The sequence below is a fragment of the Polaribacter vadi genome, assembly GCF_018861005.1.
Classification (GTDB): domain Bacteria; phylum Bacteroidota; class Bacteroidia; order Flavobacteriales; family Flavobacteriaceae; genus Polaribacter; species Polaribacter vadi_A.
In genome coordinates this window covers 165,418-188,621 of sequence record NZ_JAHKQL010000031.1, presented here as the reverse complement: position 1 = coordinate 188,621, position 23,204 = coordinate 165,418, and the positions used below count along the sequence as shown (strand labels likewise).

At 28.8% G+C, this 23,204-nt stretch carries 17 protein-coding genes, 1 other RNA gene and 1 riboswitch; of the genes, 13 read left to right on the top strand and 5 right to left on the bottom strand.

What is annotated here, in order from left to right; genetic code table 11:
• The first annotated feature begins 63 nt into the window (after positions 1-63).
• From KO506_RS13765 to KO506_RS13755, 3 genes are read left to right on the top strand one after another with little or no spacing between them, the layout of a single operon-like run.
• Positions 64-2,790 carry a DNA gyrase/topoisomerase IV subunit A gene (locus KO506_RS13765; RefSeq protein ID WP_215995497.1) on the top strand — a complete coding sequence of 909 codons (2,727 nt, stop codon included), beginning with the start codon at positions 64-66 and terminating at the stop codon, positions 2,788-2,790.
• Between the two features lie 12 nt (positions 2,791-2,802).
• Positions 2,803-3,525: an aspartate/glutamate racemase family protein gene (locus tag KO506_RS13760; RefSeq protein ID WP_215995496.1), complete on the top strand. Its 723-nt coding sequence runs from the start codon at positions 2,803-2,805 to the stop codon at positions 3,523-3,525.
• A 56-nt stretch (positions 3,526-3,581) separates the two neighbouring features.
• Positions 3,582-4,904: a LuxR C-terminal-related transcriptional regulator gene (locus tag KO506_RS13755; RefSeq protein ID WP_215995495.1), complete on the top strand. Its 1,323-nt coding sequence runs from the start codon at positions 3,582-3,584 to the stop codon at positions 4,902-4,904.
• A gap of 178 nt (positions 4,905-5,082) precedes the next feature.
• Here KO506_RS13755 and KO506_RS13750 read toward each other — a convergent pair whose 3' ends face one another.
• Both KO506_RS13750 and guaC read right to left on the bottom strand, forming a co-directional pair.
• Positions 5,083-6,210 carry an ABC transporter substrate-binding protein gene (locus KO506_RS13750; protein ID WP_215995494.1) on the bottom strand — a complete coding sequence of 376 codons (1,128 nt, stop codon included), beginning with the start codon at positions 6,208-6,210 and terminating at the stop codon, positions 5,083-5,085.
• Positions 6,210-7,247: a GMP reductase gene (gene guaC / locus KO506_RS13745; RefSeq protein ID WP_215995493.1), complete on the bottom strand. Its 1,038-nt coding sequence runs from the start codon at positions 7,245-7,247 to the stop codon at positions 6,210-6,212. Before guaC ends, KO506_RS13750 begins: the two co-directional genes overlap by 1 nt.
• A gap of 76 nt (positions 7,248-7,323) precedes the next feature.
• A riboswitch (cobalamin riboswitch) is annotated at positions 7,324-7,550 on the top strand.
• A gap of 31 nt (positions 7,551-7,581) precedes the next feature.
• Here guaC and KO506_RS13740 point away from each other — a divergent pair.
• Together KO506_RS13740 and KO506_RS13735 are read left to right on the top strand one after the other, a co-directional pair.
• A complete protein-coding gene (locus KO506_RS13740; RefSeq protein WP_215995492.1) occupies positions 7,582-9,417 on the top strand; it encodes a TonB-dependent receptor plug domain-containing protein in 1,836 nt (611 codons plus the stop codon).
• Position 9,418: 1 nt separating this feature from the next.
• Complete coding sequence (locus tag KO506_RS13735) at positions 9,419-10,477, top strand: YncE family protein (protein ID WP_215995491.1); 1,059 nt, start codon at positions 9,419-9,421, stop codon at positions 10,475-10,477.
• 81 nt (positions 10,478-10,558) lie between these two features.
• On the opposite strand, the gene KO506_RS13730 is transcribed toward KO506_RS13735, so the two are convergent.
• From KO506_RS13730 to KO506_RS13720, 3 genes are read right to left on the bottom strand one after another with little or no spacing between them, the layout of a single operon-like run.
• Positions 10,559-11,071: a hypothetical protein gene (locus tag KO506_RS13730; RefSeq protein ID WP_215995490.1), complete on the bottom strand. Its 513-nt coding sequence runs from the start codon at positions 11,069-11,071 to the stop codon at positions 10,559-10,561.
• 3 nt (positions 11,072-11,074) lie between these two features.
• Complete coding sequence (locus KO506_RS13725) at positions 11,075-11,794, bottom strand: DUF3307 domain-containing protein (RefSeq protein ID WP_215995489.1); 720 nt, start codon at positions 11,792-11,794, stop codon at positions 11,075-11,077.
• A complete protein-coding gene (locus KO506_RS13720) occupies positions 11,794-12,408 on the bottom strand; it encodes a SatD family protein (protein WP_215995488.1) in 615 nt (204 codons plus the stop codon). The genes KO506_RS13725 and KO506_RS13720 overlap by 1 nt, the downstream gene beginning before the upstream one ends.
• A 223-nt stretch (positions 12,409-12,631) precedes the next feature.
• On the opposite strand from KO506_RS13720, the gene KO506_RS13715 reads away from it, so the two are divergent.
• The 8 genes from KO506_RS13715 to KO506_RS13680 all read left to right on the top strand — a co-directional run bounded on the left by KO506_RS13715 (position 12,632) and on the right by KO506_RS13680 (position 23,070).
• Positions 12,632-14,953, top strand: a complete 2,322-nt coding sequence (locus KO506_RS13715; protein ID WP_215995487.1) for an ATP-dependent helicase — start codon at positions 12,632-12,634, stop codon at positions 14,951-14,953.
• Between the two features lie 131 nt (positions 14,954-15,084).
• Positions 15,085-15,735 (top strand): DUF4290 domain-containing protein, encoded by a 651-nt coding sequence (locus KO506_RS13710; RefSeq protein ID WP_215995486.1) that lies wholly within the window; start codon positions 15,085-15,087, stop codon positions 15,733-15,735.
• 3 nt (positions 15,736-15,738) lie between these two features.
• Complete coding sequence (gene murA / locus KO506_RS13705; RefSeq protein WP_215995485.1) at positions 15,739-17,043, top strand: UDP-N-acetylglucosamine 1-carboxyvinyltransferase; 1,305 nt, start codon at positions 15,739-15,741, stop codon at positions 17,041-17,043.
• 93 nt (positions 17,044-17,136) lie between these two features.
• Positions 17,137-17,688, top strand: a complete 552-nt coding sequence (locus KO506_RS13700; RefSeq protein ID WP_215995484.1) for an HNH endonuclease — start codon at positions 17,137-17,139, stop codon at positions 17,686-17,688.
• Between the two features lie 85 nt (positions 17,689-17,773).
• A complete protein-coding gene (locus KO506_RS13695) occupies positions 17,774-18,322 on the top strand; it encodes a nucleotide exchange factor GrpE (RefSeq protein WP_215995483.1) in 549 nt (182 codons plus the stop codon).
• Positions 18,323-18,402: 80 nt separating this feature from the next.
• Positions 18,403-19,527 carry a molecular chaperone DnaJ gene (gene dnaJ, locus KO506_RS13690; RefSeq protein WP_215995482.1) on the top strand — a complete coding sequence of 375 codons (1,125 nt, stop codon included), beginning with the start codon at positions 18,403-18,405 and terminating at the stop codon, positions 19,525-19,527.
• Positions 19,528-19,717: 190 nt separating this feature from the next.
• Positions 19,718-20,030, top strand: an RNA gene (rnpB, locus tag KO506_RS13685) — RNase P RNA component class A.
• 262 nt (positions 20,031-20,292) lie between these two features.
• Entirely contained in the window at positions 20,293-23,070 is a 2,778-nt protein-coding gene (locus KO506_RS13680) for a bifunctional aconitate hydratase 2/2-methylisocitrate dehydratase (protein ID WP_215995481.1), read from the top strand.
• The last annotated feature ends 134 nt before the right edge of the window (positions 23,071-23,204 follow it).

Below are 23,204 nucleotides of genomic sequence, written 5' to 3'. Positions count from 1 at the left end.
AAAGCCTGTTAAAACGCCCAAAGAATAAACAATTAAACTCTTAAACGAATAAACGTTTTTTAAATGAGTGAAGAAATAAACGATAACGAACACGAAGAAGAATTAACCAACGAAGGCGAACAGTTAGATTCACCTCAAGAAGAAACCATTACCAAAGTTACAGGAATGTACAAAGAATGGTTTTTAGATTATGCTTCTTATGTAATTTTAGAAAGAGCAGTACCATCTTTAGAAGATGGGTTAAAACCTGTGCAACGTAGAATTATGCATTCTATGAAAGATTTAGATGATGGGCGTTACAATAAAGTAGCCAATATTGTTGGGCATACAATGCAATATCATCCTCATGGAGATGCCTCTATTGCTGATGCTATGGTTCAAATTGGTCAGAAAGAATTACTGATTGATATGCAAGGAAACTGGGGTAATATCTTAACAGGAGATAGAGCTGCAGCATCTAGATATATTGAGGCACGTTTGTCTAAATTTGCTTTAGAAGTCGTTTTTAATCCGAAGACAACAGAATGGAAATTGTCTTACGATGGTCGTAGAAAAGAACCTATAGATTTACCAGTAAAATTCCCATTATTGCTAGCTCAAGGAGCAGAAGGAATTGCAGTTGGTTTATCAACCAAAATATTACCACACAATTTTAATGAATTGATTGACGCTTCTATAAAATACTTAAAAGGTAGAAGTTTTAAAATTGTGCCTGATTTTTTAACAGGTGGAATTGCCGATTTTTCGAATTATAATGATGGGAAAAGAGGAGGAAAGGTTAGAGTAAGAGCTAAAATTTCTCAGCTTGATAAAAAAACGTTGGTGATTAATGAAATTCCGTTTTCTACAACAACATCTTCTTTAATTGATAGTATTTTAAAAGCGAATGATAAAGGTAAAATCAAGATAAAAAAGATTGAAGATAATACTGCAGCAGAAGTAGAAATTTTGGTGCATTTACCTCCAAACGTATCACCAGATAAATCTATTGATGCTTTGTATGCATTTACTAATTGCGAAACTTCAATATCGCCTTTAGCGTGTACAATAGAAGATAACAAACCTGTTTTTGTAGGAGTTTCTGAAATGCTAAAACACTCAACAGATTTAACAGTAGATTTATTAAAAAGAGAATTAGAAATTCAGTTAAATGAACTAGAAGAACAATGGCATTTTTCATCTTTAGAAAGAATATTTATTGAAAACAGAATTTATAGAGATATTGAAGAAGAAGAAACTTGGGAAGGTGTAATTGAAGCTATTGATAAAGGTTTACAACCACATATTACTCATTTAAAAAGAGCAGTAACAGAAGAAGATATTGTTCGTTTAACAGAAATTAGAATTAAGAAAATATCAAAATTTGATATTGACAAGGCCAAACAACATATAGAAAGTTTAGAAGATAAAATTGCAGTTGTTAAAGATCATTTAGCAAACCTAATTGAGTTTGCCATTGATTATTTTAAACGTTTAAAAGAAACCTATGGAAAAGGAAAAGAGCGTAAAACAGAAATCAGAATTTTTGATGATATAGTTGCATCAAAAGTAGCAATGAAAAACGCTAAATTGTACGTAAACAGAGAAGAAGGTTTTATTGGTACTTCTCTAAAAAGAGACGAATTTGTAGCTGATTGTTCTGATATTGATGATATTATCGTTTTTAGAAGAGATGGTAAAATGATGGTTACCAAAATTGATTCTAAAACCTTTGTAGGTAAAGATATTATACACATTGCTGTCTTTAAAAAGAAAGATAAACGAACTGTGTACAATTTTATGTATAAAGATGGTGCAAGAGGACCAAGTTATATGAAACGTTTTGCAGTTACTGCTGTAACTCGTGATAAAGAATACGATTTAACCAATGGTAGTAAAGGATCTAAAATTTTATATTTTACAGCAAATCCTAATGGAGAAGCAGAAGTGGTTACTATAAATTTAAGAGCTGTTGGTAGCATTAAAAAACTAAAATGGGATATTGATTTTGCTGATTTATCAGTAAAAGGAAGAAGTGTTCGTGGTAATACAATTACTAAATTTGCTATTAAAAGTATCGATTTTAAATCAGCAGGAGTATCAACTTTAAAACCTCGTAAAATTTGGTTTGATGAAACTGTACAACGTTTAAATGTTGATGAAAGAGGAGATTTGTTGGGTGAATTTAGAGCAGAAGATAAATTGCTAATTGTATCACAAAGTGGAAAAGCCAAAGCTGTTAAACCAGACTTAGCAATGCATTTTGAAGATGATATGATAGTTTTAGAAAAATGGAAACCTAATAAACCAATATCTGCAATTTATTTTGATGGAGAAAAAGCAAAATATTATGTAAAACGCTTTTTGATAGAAACTCTTGAAAAAGAAGAGCTTTTTATTTCAGAACACCCTAAATCTAAATTAGAAATTGTTGCTACAGATTACAGACCTATTGCAGAAGTTCAATATTCTAAAAGAAGTTTAGAAAATGAAGAAGTTAATTTCGAAGAATTTATTGCTGTAAAAGGTATAAAAGCTCTTGGAAATCAATTAACAACAGAGCGTATTAAAAATGTAAATTTATTAAAGTCGTTGCCTTTTGTAGAACCAAATGAAGAAATTATTGAGGATGTTAATGATGAAGGTGAAGAAATTGTAGAAAATAAATTACCAATTGATGTGCCTGTTGTAGAAAAACCTGCAACTTTAGATACTGATGATAAAGAAGAAAAAAGGAAAGCGCTTTTAAAGAAAGCAATTCAAAAGAAAAAAGATAATTCTGATGATGAAAATCAACAGAGTTTGTTTTAAAAAAAATAAACTATGAAAAAAATTGGTTTAATAGGAGGTATAACTCCAGAATCTACTATTTTATACTATAGAATTTTAAATGAATTAAATTCGAAAGCTTTAGGTAAACCACATTCTGCAGATGTTATAATCAATTCTTTTGATTTTGGTGAGATTGCAAACCTTCAGAAAAATAATAGGTGGGATTTGTTAGATGAAAAAATGGCTGATACTGGTAAAAACCTAGAAAAAGCAGGGGCAACTTGTATTTTAATTTGTGCAAATACAATGCATTTATGTATAGAGGCAGTTCAAAAATCTGTTAATATTCCAGTTATTCATATTGCAGAAGCAACATCAAAAAAAATTATAGAAAAAAAGTTAAAAAAAGTGATTTTGTTAGGTACAAAATATACAATGGAAAAAGATTTTTTTATTGATATTTTAAATTCATTTGGTATAGAAGCTGTTATCCCTGGTTTAGAAGATAGAAACTTAATTCATGGAGTTATTTATAATGAATTAGCTGATGGTGTAATAAAACAAACGTCTAAAGATAATTATCTTAAAATTATAAATAAATTACTAGAAAATGGAGCAGAAGGTGTTATTTTAGGTTGTACAGAAATTCCGTTATTAATAAAGCAAGAAGATGTTTCTGTACCTGTTTTTGATACCACAAAAATTCATGCTACAGCTGCATTTAATTTTTCTAATAAATTAAAACAACAGCAACAAGAGCAACAACAGCAATAGTTTTATTATATTTGATTGGTTTTTTATCCATAGGTTTTTCAGAAAATTAGTCGAAATTGTTAAGGAAATTTAAAATATTTATTTATTTATGCTTTATATCTGGTTTGGGTTTTGCTCAAACTGATGTTTTATACTTTAAAGATTCTGATAATAGTTTAAATTCTAAAACCATTGTAAAAAAAGAATTTACACCTATTGAAAAACTAATTTTAGAACCACATTCAGATGCATCTTTTTGGTTTAAAATTCCTAAGTCAGATGTAAAAGAAACCTATATTTTTAAAGTTAAGACCAATAGAGTTAAATTTTCTAAGGCATTTCAAAATTTTAAAGAAATAAAACCTTTAGAAAAAGAAAGGTTTTTAGCTTTTGAGTTTTTAAGAACAAATGATTTATATATTAAAGTTAATTCAGATTTTGTTTCTTATTTTCCTTTTGAATTAAATAAAGAATTGGATTCAGATTTTAGAGAAAAACTGATCATTAATTTAAATGGATTTTTTTATGGATTCATTTTTTTAATTATAATTTACTCGCTATTTTACTACTCTTTCTTTAAAGATAAAACATTTTTTTATTATGGTTTTTTTTTAATGAGCATTACTTTAATGTTTCTTTTATTAGATGGAACTCTAGTTTTATTTGGTTTAAATTCTAGTCAAATAAATATTTTAATTCTATTAAATTATATTTTAATTTCATTTTATTCTTCAAAATTTGTTAATTATTTTCTAAATTTAAAAGAGGTATATCCTAAACTAAAATATTATACTTATTCTTTAGGTTGTCTAGTAATTTTATCTGTTCTGATTTTCTATTTTTATAATAACCATAATATATTTATTGTATTAAATGTATTGGTTTTTTTATTGTTATTAACCTACTGGCTAACTGCACTTGTATTGATTAATAATAATAATTTTACAAAGTTATTTGTTTTCGGGTTTGCTATTTTATTGTTTTCTGGTTTAGATTCTTTTGTTTTTCGAAATTTAGGTATTTCTATATTTTATACAGATGGTTTTAATATAAAACTTGGTGGTCTTATACAAATTATAATATTTGGATTTGCTATTTTGTCTAGAGAAAAATTATTAAGGAAGAAAAATAATTATATGAAAAAAGAGATTAGAAATTTCTCTAAAATATTAAAAGATAAAAAAGCAAAAGGCAATAAACATTTAAACAAAGAAAAATTAGCAACTTTAAGTATAAGAGAAAGAGAAATATTCGATTTAATATTACAAGGTAAATCGAACAAAGAAATTGCTACAATAGCGAATGTTTCTATTAATACTGTAAAATTTCATATTAAAAACATCTATGATAAATTACATATAAAAAATAGAAAAGAAGCTTTAAATTTATCTGTAAAATAGAATTTTAAATACTACAAAACGACTACCACCCTTATACTACCCCTTTACTACCCTTGATTATATATGTAAATTGTGAATATTGTCTTAATTTAGCTTTAGTTATAAATAAGGTCATTATTCCCCGACTTTTATAAATAGAAAAACTCCAGAATTTATCTGGAGTTTTTTTTTATTTATATTATTTCATTTTCTCAAAAAATGTCATTTTGTACTTTAGTAATAAATCAGGATTAGTGATTTTTATGACATCTTTTAAAACTAAATCTGGTCTTGTTGGTGCTAACTCATAATATATAACTCCCCCAGTTTTTCCTTTTTTAGTTGATGGTGTAAAAATATTTCCCTTTTTAAAAGCATTAAATTTTGAGTATAATTCATTACTGTTTAATAATTGGTCTTTTGATGAAAAGTAGCCTGGAGCAATCCAAAAATCTGCACCTGCACCTTTATCAAAAACACTCTCAAAACTTAAAGACAAACTTCCTTTTCCTTTTGTGCTTTGCCATAAATAATTACAATTGGCATCTTTTAAATATTGAGCAACAAAACTATCACCAGCTGGTAAATTCCAAATATCTTTGCTCATTATAGCACCCGATAAAATTGTAGGTTTTTTAGTCGATTTTAAAGCGATTTGTTTTGCATCATTATAATTGGCTTCTATCACCTTAAAAATACTATCAGCCTGTTGTTCTTTATCAAACAAAACGCCAAAAAACTTAATCCATTCTGCTCTTCCTAAAGGAGTTTCTTCTAACCAATCTCCATTATAAATAACATTTATTCCGGCTTTTTTTATGGTTGTTAAAGATTTATCAGCAGAAGAAACACTATAACCAACCACTAATTCAGGCTTTAAATCCAATAAAATCTCTGTATTTAACGAACTTTCTTTACCTATTTCTTTTATTTTTCCAGCATCAATTAAGTTTCTTGTTTTTTCTGATGAAACATATTTAGAATATGGAAAACCAATAATAGCGGTTTCTTCGTTTAACAATTCAACCATTGGTATATGTGTTGTAGATGTCACAACAATTTGCTGAATAGGAGTAAAGATGGTATTTTCTGCTTTTGAATTTTTATCTTTTTTTGCTTTAATAATGTATTTTGCAATTTCATCAGATCCTTTGTAAGCAGATTTTATTATTAACTTTTTAATGCCATTCTCATTAAGAATATCAAAACCTTTAGCATATTTAATAGTGCTTTTACTTTGTGTTTTTTTATCAACTTTTACAATTTCTTTTTTGCAAGAAAGAAAAGTAATCAAGAATAATAAATAGATGATATTTACGCTCTTCATTAAGAATATATTTGATTTTCCTGTTCCTGAACTCTTATAAATGTAGTTCTTTTTGTTAATTCCTTTAATCTGCTAGCGCCAACATAGGTACAAGTAGATCTTATTCCGCCTAAAATATCAATAACTGTGTTTTCAACATCACCTTTAAAAGGTACTTCTACTGTTTTACCTTCAGAAGCTCTATAATTAGCAACGCCTCCAGAATGTTTATTCATGGCAGTTTCTGAGCTCATTCCGTAAAAAGCTCTAAATTTTTCTCCATTTTTTTCTATCAATTCTCCACCACTTTCTGTGTGCCCAGCAAACATACCTCCCAACATTACAAAATCTGCACTACCACCAAAAGCTTTGGCAATATCACCAGGAATTTTACAACCTCCATCAGAAATAATTTGTCCTCCCATTCCATGAGCAGCATCTGCACATTCTATAATAGCAGATAATTGTGGATAACCAACTCCGGTTTTTACACGAGTTGTGCAAACAGAACCAGGCCCAATACCAACTTTTACAATATCTGCACCAGATAAAAGTAATTCTTCTACCATTTCTCCTGTAACAACGTTACCAGCAATAATTATTTTATTCGGATGATTTTTGCGCATTTTTTGAACAAAATTGACAAAATGTTCAGAATATCCGTTTGCAACATCAATACAGATAAAATTTATTTGAGGAAATTCATTTAAAATAGTTTTTACTTTTTCAGAATCGTCTTTTCCAGTTCCTGTACTTACAGCGATATTTTTTAAAACTTCTTCGGATGAATTTGTGGCAAAATCCCGCCATTCGTCTAAAGAATAATGTTTGTGTACAGCTGTAAATAATTTGTGTTTTGCCAATTCTTTTGCCATTTCAAAAGTACCAACAGTATCCATATTTGCTGCCATTATTGGTATGCCTTTCCAAACGATATTACTATGTAAAAACTTAAATTCTCTTTCTAAAGTAACTTGAGATCTCGATTTTAATGTAGATCGTTTAGGACGAATCATAACATCTTTAAATCCCAATTTTAAATCATTTTCAATTCTCATAAATCTAAATATTATTAAAGTTTAAAGATATTAAATTTCAAAACGATTTTATTAGATTCTTGATAAGAATACTTATACATTTGCAAAAGATTTTGGTTTTGATGTAAGAATAGTCTTACATTAAATTAAAAGGGAATCTGGTTTAAAGCCAGAACTGTACCCGCAACTGTAAGTTTATACTGAACTTGTTTCAGTACTTTTTTTAAAGGATGTTGTTAATTCTTATGCCACTGACATTTTAAGTTGGGAAGGTCTAATAACATTAAAACGAGTCAGGAGACCTGCCTTAATCATAATTTTAATTTAATCTTCGGGATAAAGATTTGATAAAAATATGAAGTTAAAACAGGTATTGTTTATTGTTTTGTGGTTTTTTGTTGCTTGTAATTTACACGCTCAAAAAGATTCAGTTGCTGTAAAATTAGATGCTTTTTCACTATCAATTTTAAAAGTGAAAGATTTTTCTAAGGGATATAGTCGTATTTTAATTTCTGATAGTTTAGTGACTAAAAACATTAAATCGTTAACAGATGTTTTACGATTTAACTCATTTATTTATTTTAAAGAGAATGGTTTGGGCATGGTTTCTTCACCATCTTTTAGAGGCACAAACGCTTCGCAAACAGCTGTTATTTGGAACGGAATAAACATTAATTCTCAATTAAATGGCCAAACAGATTTTAATATAGTTTCTGCAAATTCTTACAATAATATAAGTGTAAGAAGTGGAGGTGGAGGTGTTTTGTATGGAAGTGGTGCAATTGGAGGTACAGTTCATTTAAACAATACTATTTCTTTTAAAAATATAACTAAAAATAATCTTCTTTTAAAATATGGGAGTATTAATACGCAACATTTAAGCTACGATTTTGTAAAATCTGATAAAAAAAATCACTTAAATATTGGTTTGGGGTATAATGCTTCTGATAACGATTTCAAATATTTAAATTCTAATTTAAAGAATGACAATGGTGCTTTTAACAATTACAATTTTGATGTTAATTATGGGTATAAAATTGACCCTAAAAATCAGCTAAAGTTTTACGGTTCTTCTTTCTTTTCTAAAAGAGATTTGTCTAGAACTTTAAATGCACCTTCAAATGATTCTTATAAAGATATAAGTTTAAAAAACTTGTTAGAATGGAATCGTTTTTTATCAGCAAAAGAGAATATTACAACTAGAGTTGCATATCTTTTTGATGAGTTTAAATATTATGATAATAAAGAAAATTCAGATATCTTTTCTATTGGAAGTACCAAAAGAAAAATTACACAAGTAGATTATAATAATTCTCTTACTAGAAAAGTAAAAATTAATGGAATTATTGGTTTTGAATCTACGAAAGCAGAAGGTACAAGCTTTTTAACACATCAAAGAAATATTTTTTCGGCAGTTTTTTCTTTAAATCATCAAATTACAAATAGTTTAAGTTATGGTTTACAGTTTAGAAAAGAATTTCAAAAAGATTTTGAAGCTCCTTTTTTATATTCTTTAGGAATTGAACAGAAAATCAGTAAAAATTATACTTTATCTTTTAATACTTCTAAAAATTTTAGAACACCAACTTTTAATGATTTGTATTGGAATCCTGGAGGAAATCCTGATTTAAAATCAGAAAATTCTTATCAATTTGAAATTGGTAATGCCATTAAATTTAAGAAATTTCAAATTCAGTTAAACGGATTTTATATCAAATCTAAAGATTTAATTCAATGGACACCAAATGATTCAGGTATTTGGAGTCCTATAAATATAAATCAAACAAAAAATATTGGTTTAGAGTTTTCTACAAACTATAAAAGATCTTTCAAAAATCATTCTTTTTCAATAAATGCTAATTATTCTTATACAAGTGCAAAAGATTTAGATACAAATACTCAGTTAATTTATGTTCCAAAAAATAGAGCAAATTTTTTAGCAAATTATAATTACAAAAACTTTAAGTTCTATTATCAAACTTTAATAAATGATAAAGTAACTTTTTTAATTGATACAATTCCTGCTTATTCAGTTTCTAATGTTGGGGTAAATTATCAATTATTAAAAATAAAAAATAAACCAAATATTGGTTTTAAAATCAATAATATTTACAATTCTTATTATCAAAATACTTTAAGCAGGCCAATGCCTGGAGTCAATTTTCAATTAACAACAAATTTAAATTTTTAAAATGATGAATATCAAAAAAGCAATTTTATTAACAGTATTATCAGGTGTATTACTTTCTTCCTGTAATAATAATAATGATGATGGTGAAGATTTACCTAAAGGAGATTATGAAAATGGAATTTTAATTGCCAACGAAGGCGCTTTTTCTGGAGGAACAGGAACAGTTAGTTTTATTTCTGATGACTATTTAACAGAAGAATCTGGTATTTACAGTGCTGTAAATGGAGAAAATATTGGAACAATTTTACAATCTATAGGTTTTAATGGAGATGATGCTTATTTAGTAGCAAATGTTGGTAATAAAATTTCAATAGCAGATAGATATACTATGGAAAAAATTACAGAGATTTCTCAAGGTTTAAGTAACCCAAGATACATTGCTTTTGCAAATGGCAAAGGATATGTTACAAATTGGGGAGAAGGTGGTGATGCCACAGACGATTATATTGCTGTTGTAGATTTAGCTTCTAACACCATTTCTACAACAATTTCTGTGGCAGAAGGTCCTGAACAAGTTATTGCAGATGGTAATACTATTTACGTTTCTCATAAAGGTGGTTGGGGTTCTGGTAATACAATTTCTGTAATTGATACAACTTCAGATACAGTAACATCTACAATTACTGTTGGTAATGTGCCAGATGAAATGATTATTGATAATAGTGGAAATCTAGTAGTTTCTTGCGAAGGAAGTGCTTGGAGTACTCCAGAACTTTTGGGGAGTTTGGTTACTATAAACACAAGTACAAATACTGTTAGTTCTACTATAGATTTTGCTTCAGGTTTTCACCCAGGAAACTTCGTTTTTAGTAACTCGAATATTTATCTTTCTACTTCTTCTGATGTTTATCAAATGAGTGAAAGTGCGTCAGTAATTCCTACTTCTTCAATTATTTCTACTACAGTTTACGGTATCTCTGTAAATGATGGTAAAATTTATATAACTGATGCTAAAGATTATGTTTCAAATGGAACATTAAAAATATTTGATGCTTCTTCTTTTGTTGAATTGAATGAGTTTACAGTTGGTTTAGTACCAGGTAAAGTTTATTTCAATTAATAAATAATTCCCTCGAATTTTATGAGGCTTAGGTTTCATAATAACTATCCTTCTTTTAATTAAGAAGGATATTTTTTTTGATTATAAAAGTTTTTTTACTTCACTTTTTATAAAACTAATTGCAGTATCAGTTGGTGGTAGCGTTTTAGAATAATCTATTAATACATTTTCTCTAAAATCATTTGCAGAATTTGATGTTTCTGCTGCTTGTTGTAATTTATTAATTATGGCTCTTTTTGTAGCAATAATTGCTGTCCAAGCTTCATCAGAAATATAAATTTGTTGTACTAAATTATGCTCAAATTCCTGATCTATATTGGCAATTAATAACTGTAAATAATCAGAAGTGTTTTCTGATATGGGTTTAATTCTTACCAGCATTTTTACAGGATTAATGCGTTCACAAAACAGCAACATTCTTTCGTAAGCTTGCAATTTAATAGGTAAAGATTCTTTCTTTTTCTCTGCCATTATTGCTAATTTTTTTTCGGTATTTTGTTGTTTTAAAAAACCGTTAAACATATAATATGCAACAAAACCTGTAACTGCAGCAGGTAAAATATAAGCAATACTTTCTAAGATTTTATCTTCCATTATTTATATAAAATTTAAGAGGTACAAATATAAAATTCCTAAAAAGACAGCAAAGGCAAAACTTAATAAAGTACCAATTAATATGTATTCTGTAAGTTTTCTGTCTTCAGATGATGTTAAATCTCCAAATCTAAAAACAGATTTTGCTGCTAATAAAAAACCAATGCCTTCCCAATGATTTGTAATTACAAAAGTAAAAACAAATAAGCGCTCTAAAATACCTATATATCTACCAGCTTTGGCAAGTGAATCATCGTTTTCTTTTTTCTTTTCAGGATTCCATTGTGTAATTATTATTTTTATGATAATGGCTGACACAAAAACAACCATCAATATAAAAATTAATAGTAATAACGTTTTTTTGGTGATGATATTTTCTGTGGATAATTTAAAATCTTCATAAAAAGAAGCAGCAATCATCAGCATTAAAATGTGTAAAACCTGATCTATAAAAAAACAAATTCGCTTCGTTTTTTTCTTCTGAAGATATAATTTTAGTAGATCTATACTGTAATGAGTTGTAATTATAAACAGAAAACCTAACCAGTATTTTTGTATATCAAAAAAAAGAATGATTAATAAAGATAAAGCGTGTACACCTATATGAAAATATAAACGTAAAGATTTTACTTTCTTTTTTTCTTTATCTGTTACCCATTTTTCTGGCTGAAAAACAAAATCACCCAAAATATGAGCCAATAAGAATTTTAAAAAGAGTAACATTAATTCGTTGTTTTTTTGTTGATTAAATCTCTGTACAACTGCTCTAATTGCATAATTTCATCTAAACCAGCTCTTTTTCTACGTTCGCTAGCGCTACTTTCTGATATGTTTAATTCTTTTGCAATTATTTTTTGAGTTACTGTTGGCTTGTTTAAGTACATTTCTACAAAAGTAGCTGAGTTTATGGTCCAGTTATCCATTGTTAATAAAGCTAAAGACAAAGATGTGTTTAAGATGTTATCAAAGTCAGACCAAGGTGTTTTAAAAGCTAAATTTTGTTTTTTTAGAATGTTGTCAAAAGCAAATCCGCTGTTTATAAAAGCTTCTCCATTACCTTCTGTAATGTTTTTAAAAGCTTCGTTTTTAGCTCCAATTCCAATTGCAATTCTAACATCTAAATTTTTAATTTTCTTTAAGGCTGTTTTTAATTTTATAGCAAATAATAGCGCTTTTTCTATCGAATTAATTTCAATTTGAAAACTATCTCCTCTATAAATTTCCCAAGTTTTTGGTGATGCTCCAACAGTATTAAATGTATCTTTTAAAATAGGTAACCACAGATGCGTAGCTACATTTCTAGAGTTTATAATATCGCCTGTTAAAATACTTGTCATTGTAAATTTTTAGTAAAAATACTTTTTTTATCGTCAATTTCAAAATTATTCGGGTTTTAAGACGAATTTTAACAAATTCGGGTTTTAAGACGAATTCTCATTAATTCGGGTTTTAGAACGAATATTGTGTATAATAATTTGTGAATAAAAACTAACAAGGTTACTTTATAAAAACGAATAGTTTGGCTAATTTCACGTTTTTAAATTCTTTCAAAATTTACTATTGAATACCTATTTAAATACTTTAAACGAAGCACAAAAACAGGCTGTCTTACAAAAAGATGGCCCAATGATAATTATTGCAGGAGCAGGTTCTGGTAAAACACGTGTTTTAACCTACAGAATAGCACATTTAATGCAATCTGGAGTAGATTCTTTTAACATTTTATCGCTAACTTTTACCAATAAAGCAGCTCGTGAAATGAAAGAAAGAATTGCAGGAGTTGTAGGTCAAAGTGAAGCCAAAAACCTTTGGATGGGAACTTTTCACTCGGTTTTTGCAAGAATTTTACGATCAGAAGCAGACAAGTTGGGTTTTCCTAGCAATTTTACAATTTACGATTCACAAGATTCAGTTCGATTAATATCTACAATTATTAAAGAAATGAATTTAGATAAAGAACGCTACAAACCAAAGCAAATTTTAGGACGAATTTCATCATTCAAAAATAGTTTAATAACAGTTAGAGCGTACTTTAATAATTCTGATTTGCAGGAAGCAGATATGCATGCAAGCAGACCAAAAGTTGGTGATATTTATAAAGAATATGTAGACAGATGTTTTAAATCTGGTGCTATGGATTTTGATGATTTATTGTTAAGAACCAATGAATTATTGGCGCGTTTTCCAGATGTTTTGGCAAAATATCAAGACAGGTTCAGATATATTATGGTTGATGAGTATCAAGATACAAACCATTCACAATATATTATTGTAAGAGCTTTAGCAGATAAATTTGGTAATATTTGTGTAGTTGGTGATGATTCACAGAGTATTTATAGTTTTAGGGGTGCTAATATTCAGAATATCTTAAATTTTCAAAAAGATTATCCTGATGTAAAAACTTTTAAATTAGAACAAAATTATAGATCAACAAAAAATATTGTAAACGCAGCAAATTCTGTAATAGCAAGAAATAAAACTAAATTAGATAAAGAAGTTTGGACCTCTAATGATTCAGGAGATTCTATAAACGTAATGCGAACTATTTCTGATGGAGAAGAAGGGCGTTTTGTAGCACAATCCATTTGGGAAAACCAGATGAATCATCAATTAACATCAGATAATTTTTGTGTTTTATATAGAACAAACTCTCAATCTAGAGCTATTGAAGATGCATTAAGAAAGAAAAATATTGATTATAAAATTTATGGTGGAATTTCATTTTATCAAAGAAAAGAGATTAAAGATATTTTATCATATTTAAGAATTCTAATTAATCCAAATGATGAAGAAGCACTAAAAAGAATTATCAATTATCCTGCAAGAGGAATTGGTGCTACCACTATAGATAGACTTACTATAGCTGCAAATTATTATAAAAAATCAATTTTCGAAATCATAAAATATATCGATAAAATTGATGTCAAAATAAATTCTGGAACTAAAAATAAGTTACAGAATTTTATGAATATGATTTTACGTTTGCAAATAGAATCGCAAACAAAAAATGCTTTCGAAATTGCAGAAACTGTTGTAAAAGAAACCAGATTAATTAAAGATTTAGAAAAAGATGGTACACCAGAAGCTGTAAGTAAAGTAGAAAATGTTCAAGAACTTTTAAACGGAATTAAAGATTTTATTACAGATAAAATAGAAGAAGGTGCAGATGCTTCTTTAACTACATTTTTAGAAGATGTTGCTTTGGCTACAGATTTCGATGCTAAAAAAGATGAAGAAAAACCAAGCGTTTCTTTAATGACCATTCATCAATCTAAAGGTTTAGAGTATTTATACGTATATATTGTTGGGTTAGAAGAAAATTTATTTCCTTCTGCAATGAGCATGAATACCAGAAGTGAGCTAGAAGAAGAACGCAGATTATTTTATGTAGCATTAACAAGAGCAGAAAAAGTTGCCTATTTAAGTTATGCCCAAACACGTTACAGATGGGGTAAATTAGTAGATGCAGAACCAAGTCGTTTTTTAGAAGAAATAGACGACCAATACTTACATTATATTACTCCAAAGGTACCAGAACCAAGTATAAATCGTTTTGTTGATAAAAGTATTTTTGATGATGCACCAAAAGGTATACGCTTTCAAAAACCAATTCAACGTAAAAAAATGGAACGTGATTTGGCTAAAAAGAAAGAAGTAATAATTCCTAAAAACTTAAAAAAAGTATCTCAAGCTACACCAAAAACCAATTTATTTGATACTGAAGTTGCAGTGGGTAATATTGTAGAGCATAATAGATTTGGTGCAGGAGAAGTTATTGCATTAGAAGGTAAGGGGCCAAATAAAAAAGCAGAAATTAAGTTTAGTACAGTAGGTAAAAAGAAATTATTGCTACAATTTGCTAAATTAAAAGTGATTGGATAAAAAATCCAATTAGAAAACAAAAATAAAGTGTTATTTTGCAACGTTAAATAACTACAAATTATAAATTGTCAGTTCAAGTGTATCGAATTTACTTCGGATAAACCAAGAACACACTTCACAAAAATAAATAAATGACATTCGATTTAGAATATAATTCAGAAAGAACATTAATGATAATTCCAGAATATGGTAGACATATTCAGAAATTAGTAAATCATTGTATAGCTTTAGAAACCAAAGAAGAAAGAGATAAAATGGCAAAAGCCATTGTAGATGTTATGGGTAATTTACAACCACATTTACGAGACGTTCCAGATTTTAAACATAAATTATGGGATCAATTATATATAATGTCTGAATTTAAGTTAGATGTAGAGTCTCCTTATCCTCAGCCATCAAAAGAAGAATTACAAGAAAAACCAGAAGGGTTAGCTTATCCAAAATCAGCATCAAGATATCGTTATTATGGTAACAATATACAAACAATGATAGATGTTGCTTTAAGTTGGGAAGAAGGAGAGAAAAAGGAAGCTTTGGTCTTTACCATTGCAAATCATATGAAAAAATGTTATTTAAACTGGAATAAAGATACAGTAGATGATGCTGTTATTTTTAAACATTTATATGATTTATCTGATGGTAAAATAGATTTAAGAAACACAGAAGAAGAATTAACAGAGAGTAAAAATCTATTGAAAAAAAGAAATTCTCAAGGGCAAAATCACTCTAAGAGTAATCATAAGAAACAACACCACAATCATAAAAACAGAAAAAGATATTAAGCAATGGCATCGTTTAAAATTGAAGGTGGTCACAAATTAAATGGAACCATCACTCCACAAGGAGCTAAAAATGAAGTTTTACAGATACTTTGTGCAGTTCTATTAACTCCAGAAAAAGTTACTGTTCATAATGTTCCAGATATTATAGATGTTAACAAACTAATTTTTATTTTAGGAGAATTAGGCGTTAAAGTAGAAAAATTAAGTAGTAATTCTTACGCTTTTCAAGCGGATGAAATAAAATTAGAGTATTTAGAATCTCCAGAATTTAAAAGAGATGGTAGTTCTTTACGTGGTTCTATTATGCTTGTAGGGCCAATGCTAGCACGTTTTGGTAAAGGATATATTCCAAAACCTGGTGGAGATAAAATTGGACGTAGAAGATTAGATACACATTTTGAGGGTTTTACCAATTTAGGTGCAATCTTTAGATATAATAAAGAAGAATCTTTTTACGGAGTTGAAGCAGAAAAATTAGTAGGTACAGATATGTTATTAGACGAAGCTTCTGTAACTGGTACTGCAAATATTTTAATGGCGGCTGTTTTAGCAAACGGAACAACAACAATTTACAATGCAGCTTGTGAACCTTACATTCAACAATTATGTAAAATGTTGAATTCTATGGGCGCAAATATTACAGGTGTTGGTTCTAATTTATTAACCATAACAGGTGTAGATTCTTTAGGAGGATGTGAGCATAGAGTGTTACCAGATATGATTGAAATTGGTTCTTGGATTGGTGTTGCAGTTATGACACGTTCAGAATTAACAATAAAGAATGTTAGTTGGGAAAATTTAGGACAAATACCAAATATTTTTGCTAAATTAGGCATAGAATTCGAGAAAATTGGAGATGATATTTTTATTCCAGAACAAGAATCTTACGAAATTCAGAACTATATAGATGGCTCTGTTTTAACAGTTTCAGATGCTCCTTGGCCTGGTTTTACTCCAGATTTATTGAGTATTGTTTTGGTTATTGCAACTCAAGCAAAAGGTACAGTTTTAATTCATCAAAAAATGTTTGAAAGTCGTTTGTTCTTTGTTGATAAATTAATTGATATGGGGGCAAAAGTTATTCTTTGCGATCCTCATAGAGCAACAGTTATTGGTCAGAATTTTGAAAGTACTTTAAAAGCAACAACGATGACCTCTCCAGATATTAGAGCAGGTATCTCATTATTAATTGCTGCCTTATCTGCAAAAGGAACATCAATAATTCATAATATCGAACAAATTGATAGAGGTTATGAAAACATTGAAGCTCGTTTAAAATCAATAGGAGCTAAAATTGAAAGAATTTAAAAATTGAAATAAAAACTTTAATTGCTAGAAAAAGTTTCAAAAAAAATGAAAGTGAAAAAGTTTTATTATTAACATAATTAAACTTTAAAAAAAATGATTAGAAACTTATGGAAAGAAGAATGGAAAGACATTCAATTTGATGAAAAGATTTCGACGAAGAAGAAGTTTAAAATTTCTAATTATGGACGAATCATTAAATCTAGTAATGGAAAGGAAATTCTTAAAAGACAAACTTATATTAATGGATACGAAACCATTTCTGTAATACAAGTAGTGAACAAAAAATCTACAAGTAGGTATGTTCATAAACTTGTGGCACAACATTTTTTACCTAAAGAAAATGATGAACAAATTTATGTAATTCATTTAGATTATGATAAAACAAATAATGTTTTAGAAAATTTAAAATGGGCTACAAAAAGAGAAAAAGAATTGCATCAATTTAATCATCCAGATTGGGATGATATTGTTAAAAAACGAGGTAAAAAAATTGGTAAATTAACTGAAGGAAAGGTTAAAATTATTAAAAGACAGCTTAAAAATAATAGAACAAGAATTACTATGATAGCCAAACGTTTTGGTGTTTCAGATATGCAAATTCATAGAATAAAGACCGGTGAAAATTGGTCTCATATTAAAATTTAATATTAAATAGTGTCATTATGACACTATTTTTTTGTTGGCAACATTTTTGACAATAAATTGTGTACAATTTAACGATTACAAAGAAATGAGTAAGAAAGAAAATATAAAAGAAGAAGAAATCATCAACGAGCAAGAATCTGTTCAAGTGGAAGAAAATCAAGAGGTTGAAGTTGAAGAAACTAAAGAAGAACCAACTGCTGAGCAGTTAGTTCAAGCAGAAAAAGATAAGTTTTTACGTCTTTTTGCTGAATTCGAAAACTATAAAAAAAGAACAACTAGAGAAAGAATAGAATTATTTAAAACTGCAGGACAAGAATTAATGACATCTTTACTGCCAGTTGTAGATGATTTTGAACGTGCTTTGACACATATAGAAGAAGATAAAGAAGCTGAAGAGTTAAGAAAAGGCGTATTATTAATCTATAATAAATTCTACAATACTTTAGAACAAAAAGGATTAGCAAAAATAGAAACTAAAGCTGGTGATACTTTTGATGCTGAAATACATGAAGCAATTACGCAAATTCCTGCTCCGTCAGAAGATTTAAAAGGAAAAATAATTGATTGTGTAGAAAAAGGATACAAGTTAGGTGATAAAGTAATTCGTTACCCAAAAGTAGTAATAGGACAGTAATTAGTATTCAGTACACAGTAAGCAGTAGCCAGTAAATTACTGACTGCTCACTGAAAACTGCAAACTGCAAACTAAAAATAATGGCAAAACAAGATTTTTACGAAATATTAGGCATTTCTAAATCTGCTACAAAAGCAGAAATTAAGAAAGCTTACAGAAAAATGGCAATAAAATATCATCCAGATAAAAATCCTGGAGATACTACAGCAGAAGAAAACTTTAAAAAAGCTGCAGAAGCTTACGAAATTTTGAGCGACGAAAATAAAAAGGCAAGATATGATCAATATGGTCATGCAGCTTTTGATGGTCCTCAAGGTGGAGGAGGCTTTGGAGGTGGTGGCATGAATATGGATGACATATTCAGTCAATTTGGAGACATCTTTGGAGGTGGTGGCTTTGGTGGTTTTGGTAGTGGTGGAGGCCATAGGCAAGCCAGAGTTAAAGGTAGCAATATGCGTATTCGTGTTAAGCTTACTTTAGAAGAAATTGCAAAAGGAGTTGAGAAAAAAGTAAAAGTTCGTAGAAAAGTACAAGCAAGTGGTGTAAAATATAAAACATGTACAACTTGTAATGGTTCTGGTCAAGTAATGAGAGTTACCAATACTATTTTAGGTAGAATGCAAACTGCAACTACATGTAGTACTTGTTCTGGAGCAGGAGAAATTATTAGCTCTAAACCAAATGGAGCAGATGCACAAGGTATGGTTGTTAAAGAAGAAACTGTGCCAATTAATATTCCTGCAGGTGTTACAGAAGGTGTACAATTAAAAGTAGGAGGTAAAGGAAATGATGCTCCTGGTAAAAACTCAATTTCTGGAGATTTATTAGTTTTAATAGAAGAAGTACCACACGAAACTTTAAAAAGAGAAGGAACTAATATACATTATGATTTATATGTAAACTTTTCAGAAGCTGTTTTAGGTACTAGTAAAGAAGTAGAAACAGTTACAGGTAAAGTGAAAATTAAAATTGAACCAGGTACACAATCAGGGAAAATTTTAAGATTAAAAGGTAAAGGTTTACCAAGTATAGAACGTTATGGAACAGGAGATTTCTTAATTCATACAAATGTTTGGACACCTCAAGAATTAAATAAAGAACAGAAACAGTTTTTTGAAAAAATGTTAGATGATGATAATTTTTCTCCAAACCCAAATAAATCTGATAAGTCCTTTTTTGAGAAAGTAAAAGACATGTTTTCTTAAAAAAGTATTAAAAATGAAAAAAAATAGTATAAATTTTATTAAAAATGTTTTTTTATAATACTTTTTAATATATATTTGTATTGTTGTTGTGTATTCAACAACACTTTTTCTTTTTCATAGCAATTTTTCCCACTCAAATTTTATTTGAGTGGGTTTTTTTTAATTTAAAAGAAATAAATTTGAAAAATATTTAGCAGACTTATCTTATCGTCCTGAATTTATTTCAGGGAGGAAAGTCCGGACACCAAAGAGTAATTATAGCGGATAACATCCGTCCAACGTAAGTTGAGGACAAGTGCAACAGAAAGCAAGTACAGTTAGGCTGTAGTGAAACCAGGTAAACTCTATGAGGTGCAATGTCATGTAAATTAGAGCTTGAGAGCTACTCGCTCGATTCTAAAGGGTAGGCAGATAGATTCTAAGAGTAATTTTAGAACTAGATAAATGATAAGAACCTTTATTTTTTAAAGGAACAGAATTCGGCTTATTAGTCTGCTTTATATTTTTTTCATTAAATCTCATAATTCCTTTAATTTTGTTGAATTATATCTACTTTTTTAAAAAATAGTTTTTTTTTATTCATTAATTAAGGCAATCTATTATTTATCTTTCAAATTCAATTTTATTGCTGTAATTTTGCTTTAGTAGACGAATTAGATTTATGTAGTTTAGCTTCATTTTGTAATGTTTATCATATTTAAATGTTAGTTTTATTAATAATCAAAAAGTTTACAAAAAATAACCAAAAAGAATTCTATATTATTTATGAGCATTTACAACGATTACTTAAAGGAGATTGAAGAAAGAAAACAACTAGCCCTTCACCCTAAACCTATTGATGGTGCTGAATTGCTAAGCGCAATTATTACGCAGATTAAAGATTTAAATAACGAACATAGAGAAGATTCTCTTAATTTCTTTATTTATAATGTTTTACCAGGAACTACGAGTGCTGCAGTTGTAAAAGCAAAATTCTTAAAAGAAATTATTTTAGAAGAAGAAGTTGTTAAAGAAATTACACCATCTTTTGCATTTGAGCAATTATCGCACATGAAAGGTGGCCCATCTGTAGAAGTTTTATTTGATATTGCCTTAGGTAATGATGAAACAAAATCTAAACAAGCTGCAGATGTTTTAAAAACACAAGTTTTTTTATATGATGCAGATACTTCTCGTTTAGAAGAAGCATTTAATAATGGTAGTAAAATTGCTAGAGAACTTATAGAAAGTTATGCAAATGCAGAGTTTTTTACTAAACTACCAGAAATTGATGAAGAAATAGAAGTAGTAACATATATTGCTGGTGTTGGTGATATTTCTACAGATTTACTTTCTCCTGGAGGTGATGCACACTCAAGATCTGATCGTGAATTACATGGACAATGTTTATTTGAGCATAATAAAGATATGCAAAATGAATTATTAGCTTTACAAGAAAAACATCCTAATAAACGTGTAATGTTAATTGCAGAAAAAGGAACAATGGGTGTTGGTTCTTCTAGAATGTCTGGTGTAAATAATGTTGCTTTATGGACAGGTGTAAAATCTAGCCCTTATGTACCATTTATTAATATAGCTCCTGTAATTGCTGGTACTAATGGTATATCTCCAATTTTCTTAACAACAGTTGGTGTAACAGGTGGTATTGGTGTTGATTTACAAAACTGGGTAAAACAGAAAGATGCAGAAGGTAATACAATTGTAGATGAAGATGGTGAACCAATTTTAAAACAAATGTATTCTGTAGAAACAGGTACTGTTTTAACAATTAATACAAAAGAAAAGAAATTATATAGTGGTAATGTTGAACTAAAAGATATTTCTACAGCATTAACTCCACAAAAACAAGAATTCATTAAAGCAGGAGGTTCTTATGCAGTAGTTTTTGGTAAAAAATTACAAACATTTGCAGCTAAAGTTTTAGGAATCGAAGCTCCACAAGTATATGCAACTTCAAAAGAAATTTCTATTGAAGGGCAAGGATTAACTGCTGTTGAAAAGATTTTCAATAAAAATGCAGTAGGTACAACTCCAGGAAAAGTTTTACATGCAGGTTCTGATGTTCGTGTAGAAGTTAATATTGTAGGTTCTCAAGATACTACTGGGTTAATGACTTCTCAAGAATTAGAAATGATGGCTGCAACAACAATTTCTCCAATTGTTGATGGTGCATATCAATCAGGTTGTCATACAGCTTCTGTTTGGGATGATAAATCTAAAGCAAATATTCCTAGATTAATGAGCTTTATGAACGATTTTGGTTTAATTACTGGTCGTGATCCTAAAGGGAAATATTTTCCGATGACAGATGTTATTCATAAAGTTTTAAATGATATTACAGTAGGAGATTGGGACATCATCATTGGTGGAGATTCTCATACACGTATGTCTAAAGGTGTTGCTTTTGGTGCAGATTCAGGTACAGTAGCATTAGCTTTAGCAACTGGTGAGGCTACAATGCCAATTCCACAATCTGTTAAAGTTACATTTAAAGGAGCTATGAAATCTTATATGGATTTTAGAGATGTTGTGCATGCTACTCAACAGCAAATGTTAAAGCAATTTGGTGGAGAAAATGTTTTTCAAGGAAGAATTATAGAAGTTCATATTGGAACTCTTACTTCAGATGAAGCATTTACATTTACAGATTGGACAGCAGAAATGAAAGCTAAGGCTTCTATTTGTATTTCTGAGGATGATACTTTAATTGAATCTTTAGAGATTGCAAAAGGTAGAATCCAGATTATGATTGATAAAGGAATGGATAATACTAAACAAGTTTTACAAGGTTTAGTAGATAAAGCAAACACAAGAATTACCGAGCTTAAAACAGGTATTAAACCAGCTTTAAGACCAGATGCTAATGCAAATTATTATGCAGAAGTTGTTATTGATTTAGATGAAATTGCTGAACCAATGATTGCTGATCCAGATGTAAATAACGAAGATGTTTCTAAACGTTATACACATGATAATATTAGACCATTATCTTATTATGGTGGAACTAAAAAAGTAGATTTAGGATTTGTAGGATCTTGTATGGTTCATAAAGGTGATATGAAAATATTAGCTCAGATGTTAAAAAACATTGAAGCACAACAAGGTAAAGTAGAGTTTAAAGCTCCTTTAGTAGTTGCACCACCAACATATAATATTGTTGATGAATTAAAAGCAGAAGGAGATTGGGATGTTTTAAAGAAATATTCAGGTTTTGAGTTCGATGATAGTGCACCAAAAGGTCTAGCACGTACTAAATATGAAAATATGTTATATTTAGAACGCCCAGGTTGTAATTTATGTATGGGTAATCAAGAAAAAGCAGAACCAGGAGATACAGTTATGGCAACATCAACTCGTTTATTTCAAGGTAGAGTTGTAAAAGATTCTGGTGAGAAAAAAGGAGAGTCTTTATTGTCATCTACTCCTGTTGTAGTTTTATCAACAGTTTTAGGTAGAACTCCAACAATGGAAGAATATGAAGCTGCTGTAGATGGAATTGTACTTACTAAATTTAAGCCTTCTGAGAAGCAATTAGTAAACTAATAAGTTGCTAAACTTAAATATTTTAAAGCCTAAATCTATGATTTAGGCTTTTTTTGTATAAAACTATCCTATATCATAATCATTCTATTTTATAACTATCTTTTTTATAAAAACTCAATATTTAGTATATTAGA

Bases quoted from the DNA above. Each gene is read 5' to 3' on its own strand.
- KO506_RS13735 (WP_215995491.1), top strand. From the start codon at position 9,419: ATGATGAATATCAAAAAAGCAATTTTATTAACAGTATTATCAGGTGTA.
- KO506_RS13710 (WP_215995486.1), top strand. From the start codon at position 15,085: ATGACATTCGATTTAGAATATAATTCAGAAAGAACATTAATGATAATT.
- KO506_RS13750 (WP_215995494.1), bottom strand. From the start codon at position 6,210: ATGAAGAGCGTAAATATCATCTATTTATTATTCTTGATTACTTTTCTT.
- KO506_RS13740 (WP_215995492.1), top strand. From the start codon at position 7,582: ATGAAGTTAAAACAGGTATTGTTTATTGTTTTGTGGTTTTTTGTTGCT.
- dnaJ (WP_215995482.1), top strand. From the start codon at position 18,403: ATGGCAAAACAAGATTTTTACGAAATATTAGGCATTTCTAAATCTGCT.
- KO506_RS13720 (WP_215995488.1), bottom strand. From the start codon at position 12,408: ATGACAAGTATTTTAACAGGCGATATTATAAACTCTAGAAATGTAGCT.
- KO506_RS13760 (WP_215995496.1), top strand. From the start codon at position 2,803: ATGAAAAAAATTGGTTTAATAGGAGGTATAACTCCAGAATCTACTATT.
- KO506_RS13700 (WP_215995484.1), top strand. From the start codon at position 17,137: ATGATTAGAAACTTATGGAAAGAAGAATGGAAAGACATTCAATTTGAT.
- murA (WP_215995485.1), top strand. From the start codon at position 15,739: ATGGCATCGTTTAAAATTGAAGGTGGTCACAAATTAAATGGAACCATC.
- KO506_RS13680 (WP_215995481.1), top strand. From the start codon at position 20,293: ATGAGCATTTACAACGATTACTTAAAGGAGATTGAAGAAAGAAAACAA.
- KO506_RS13695 (WP_215995483.1), top strand. From the start codon at position 17,774: ATGAGTAAGAAAGAAAATATAAAAGAAGAAGAAATCATCAACGAGCAA.
- KO506_RS13730 (WP_215995490.1), bottom strand. From the start codon at position 11,071: ATGGAAGATAAAATCTTAGAAAGTATTGCTTATATTTTACCTGCTGCA.
- guaC (WP_215995493.1), bottom strand. From the start codon at position 7,247: ATGAGAATTGAAAATGATTTAAAATTGGGATTTAAAGATGTTATGATT.
- KO506_RS13765 (WP_215995497.1), top strand. From the start codon at position 64: ATGAGTGAAGAAATAAACGATAACGAACACGAAGAAGAATTAACCAAC.
- KO506_RS13725 (WP_215995489.1), bottom strand. From the start codon at position 11,794: ATGTTACTCTTTTTAAAATTCTTATTGGCTCATATTTTGGGTGATTTT.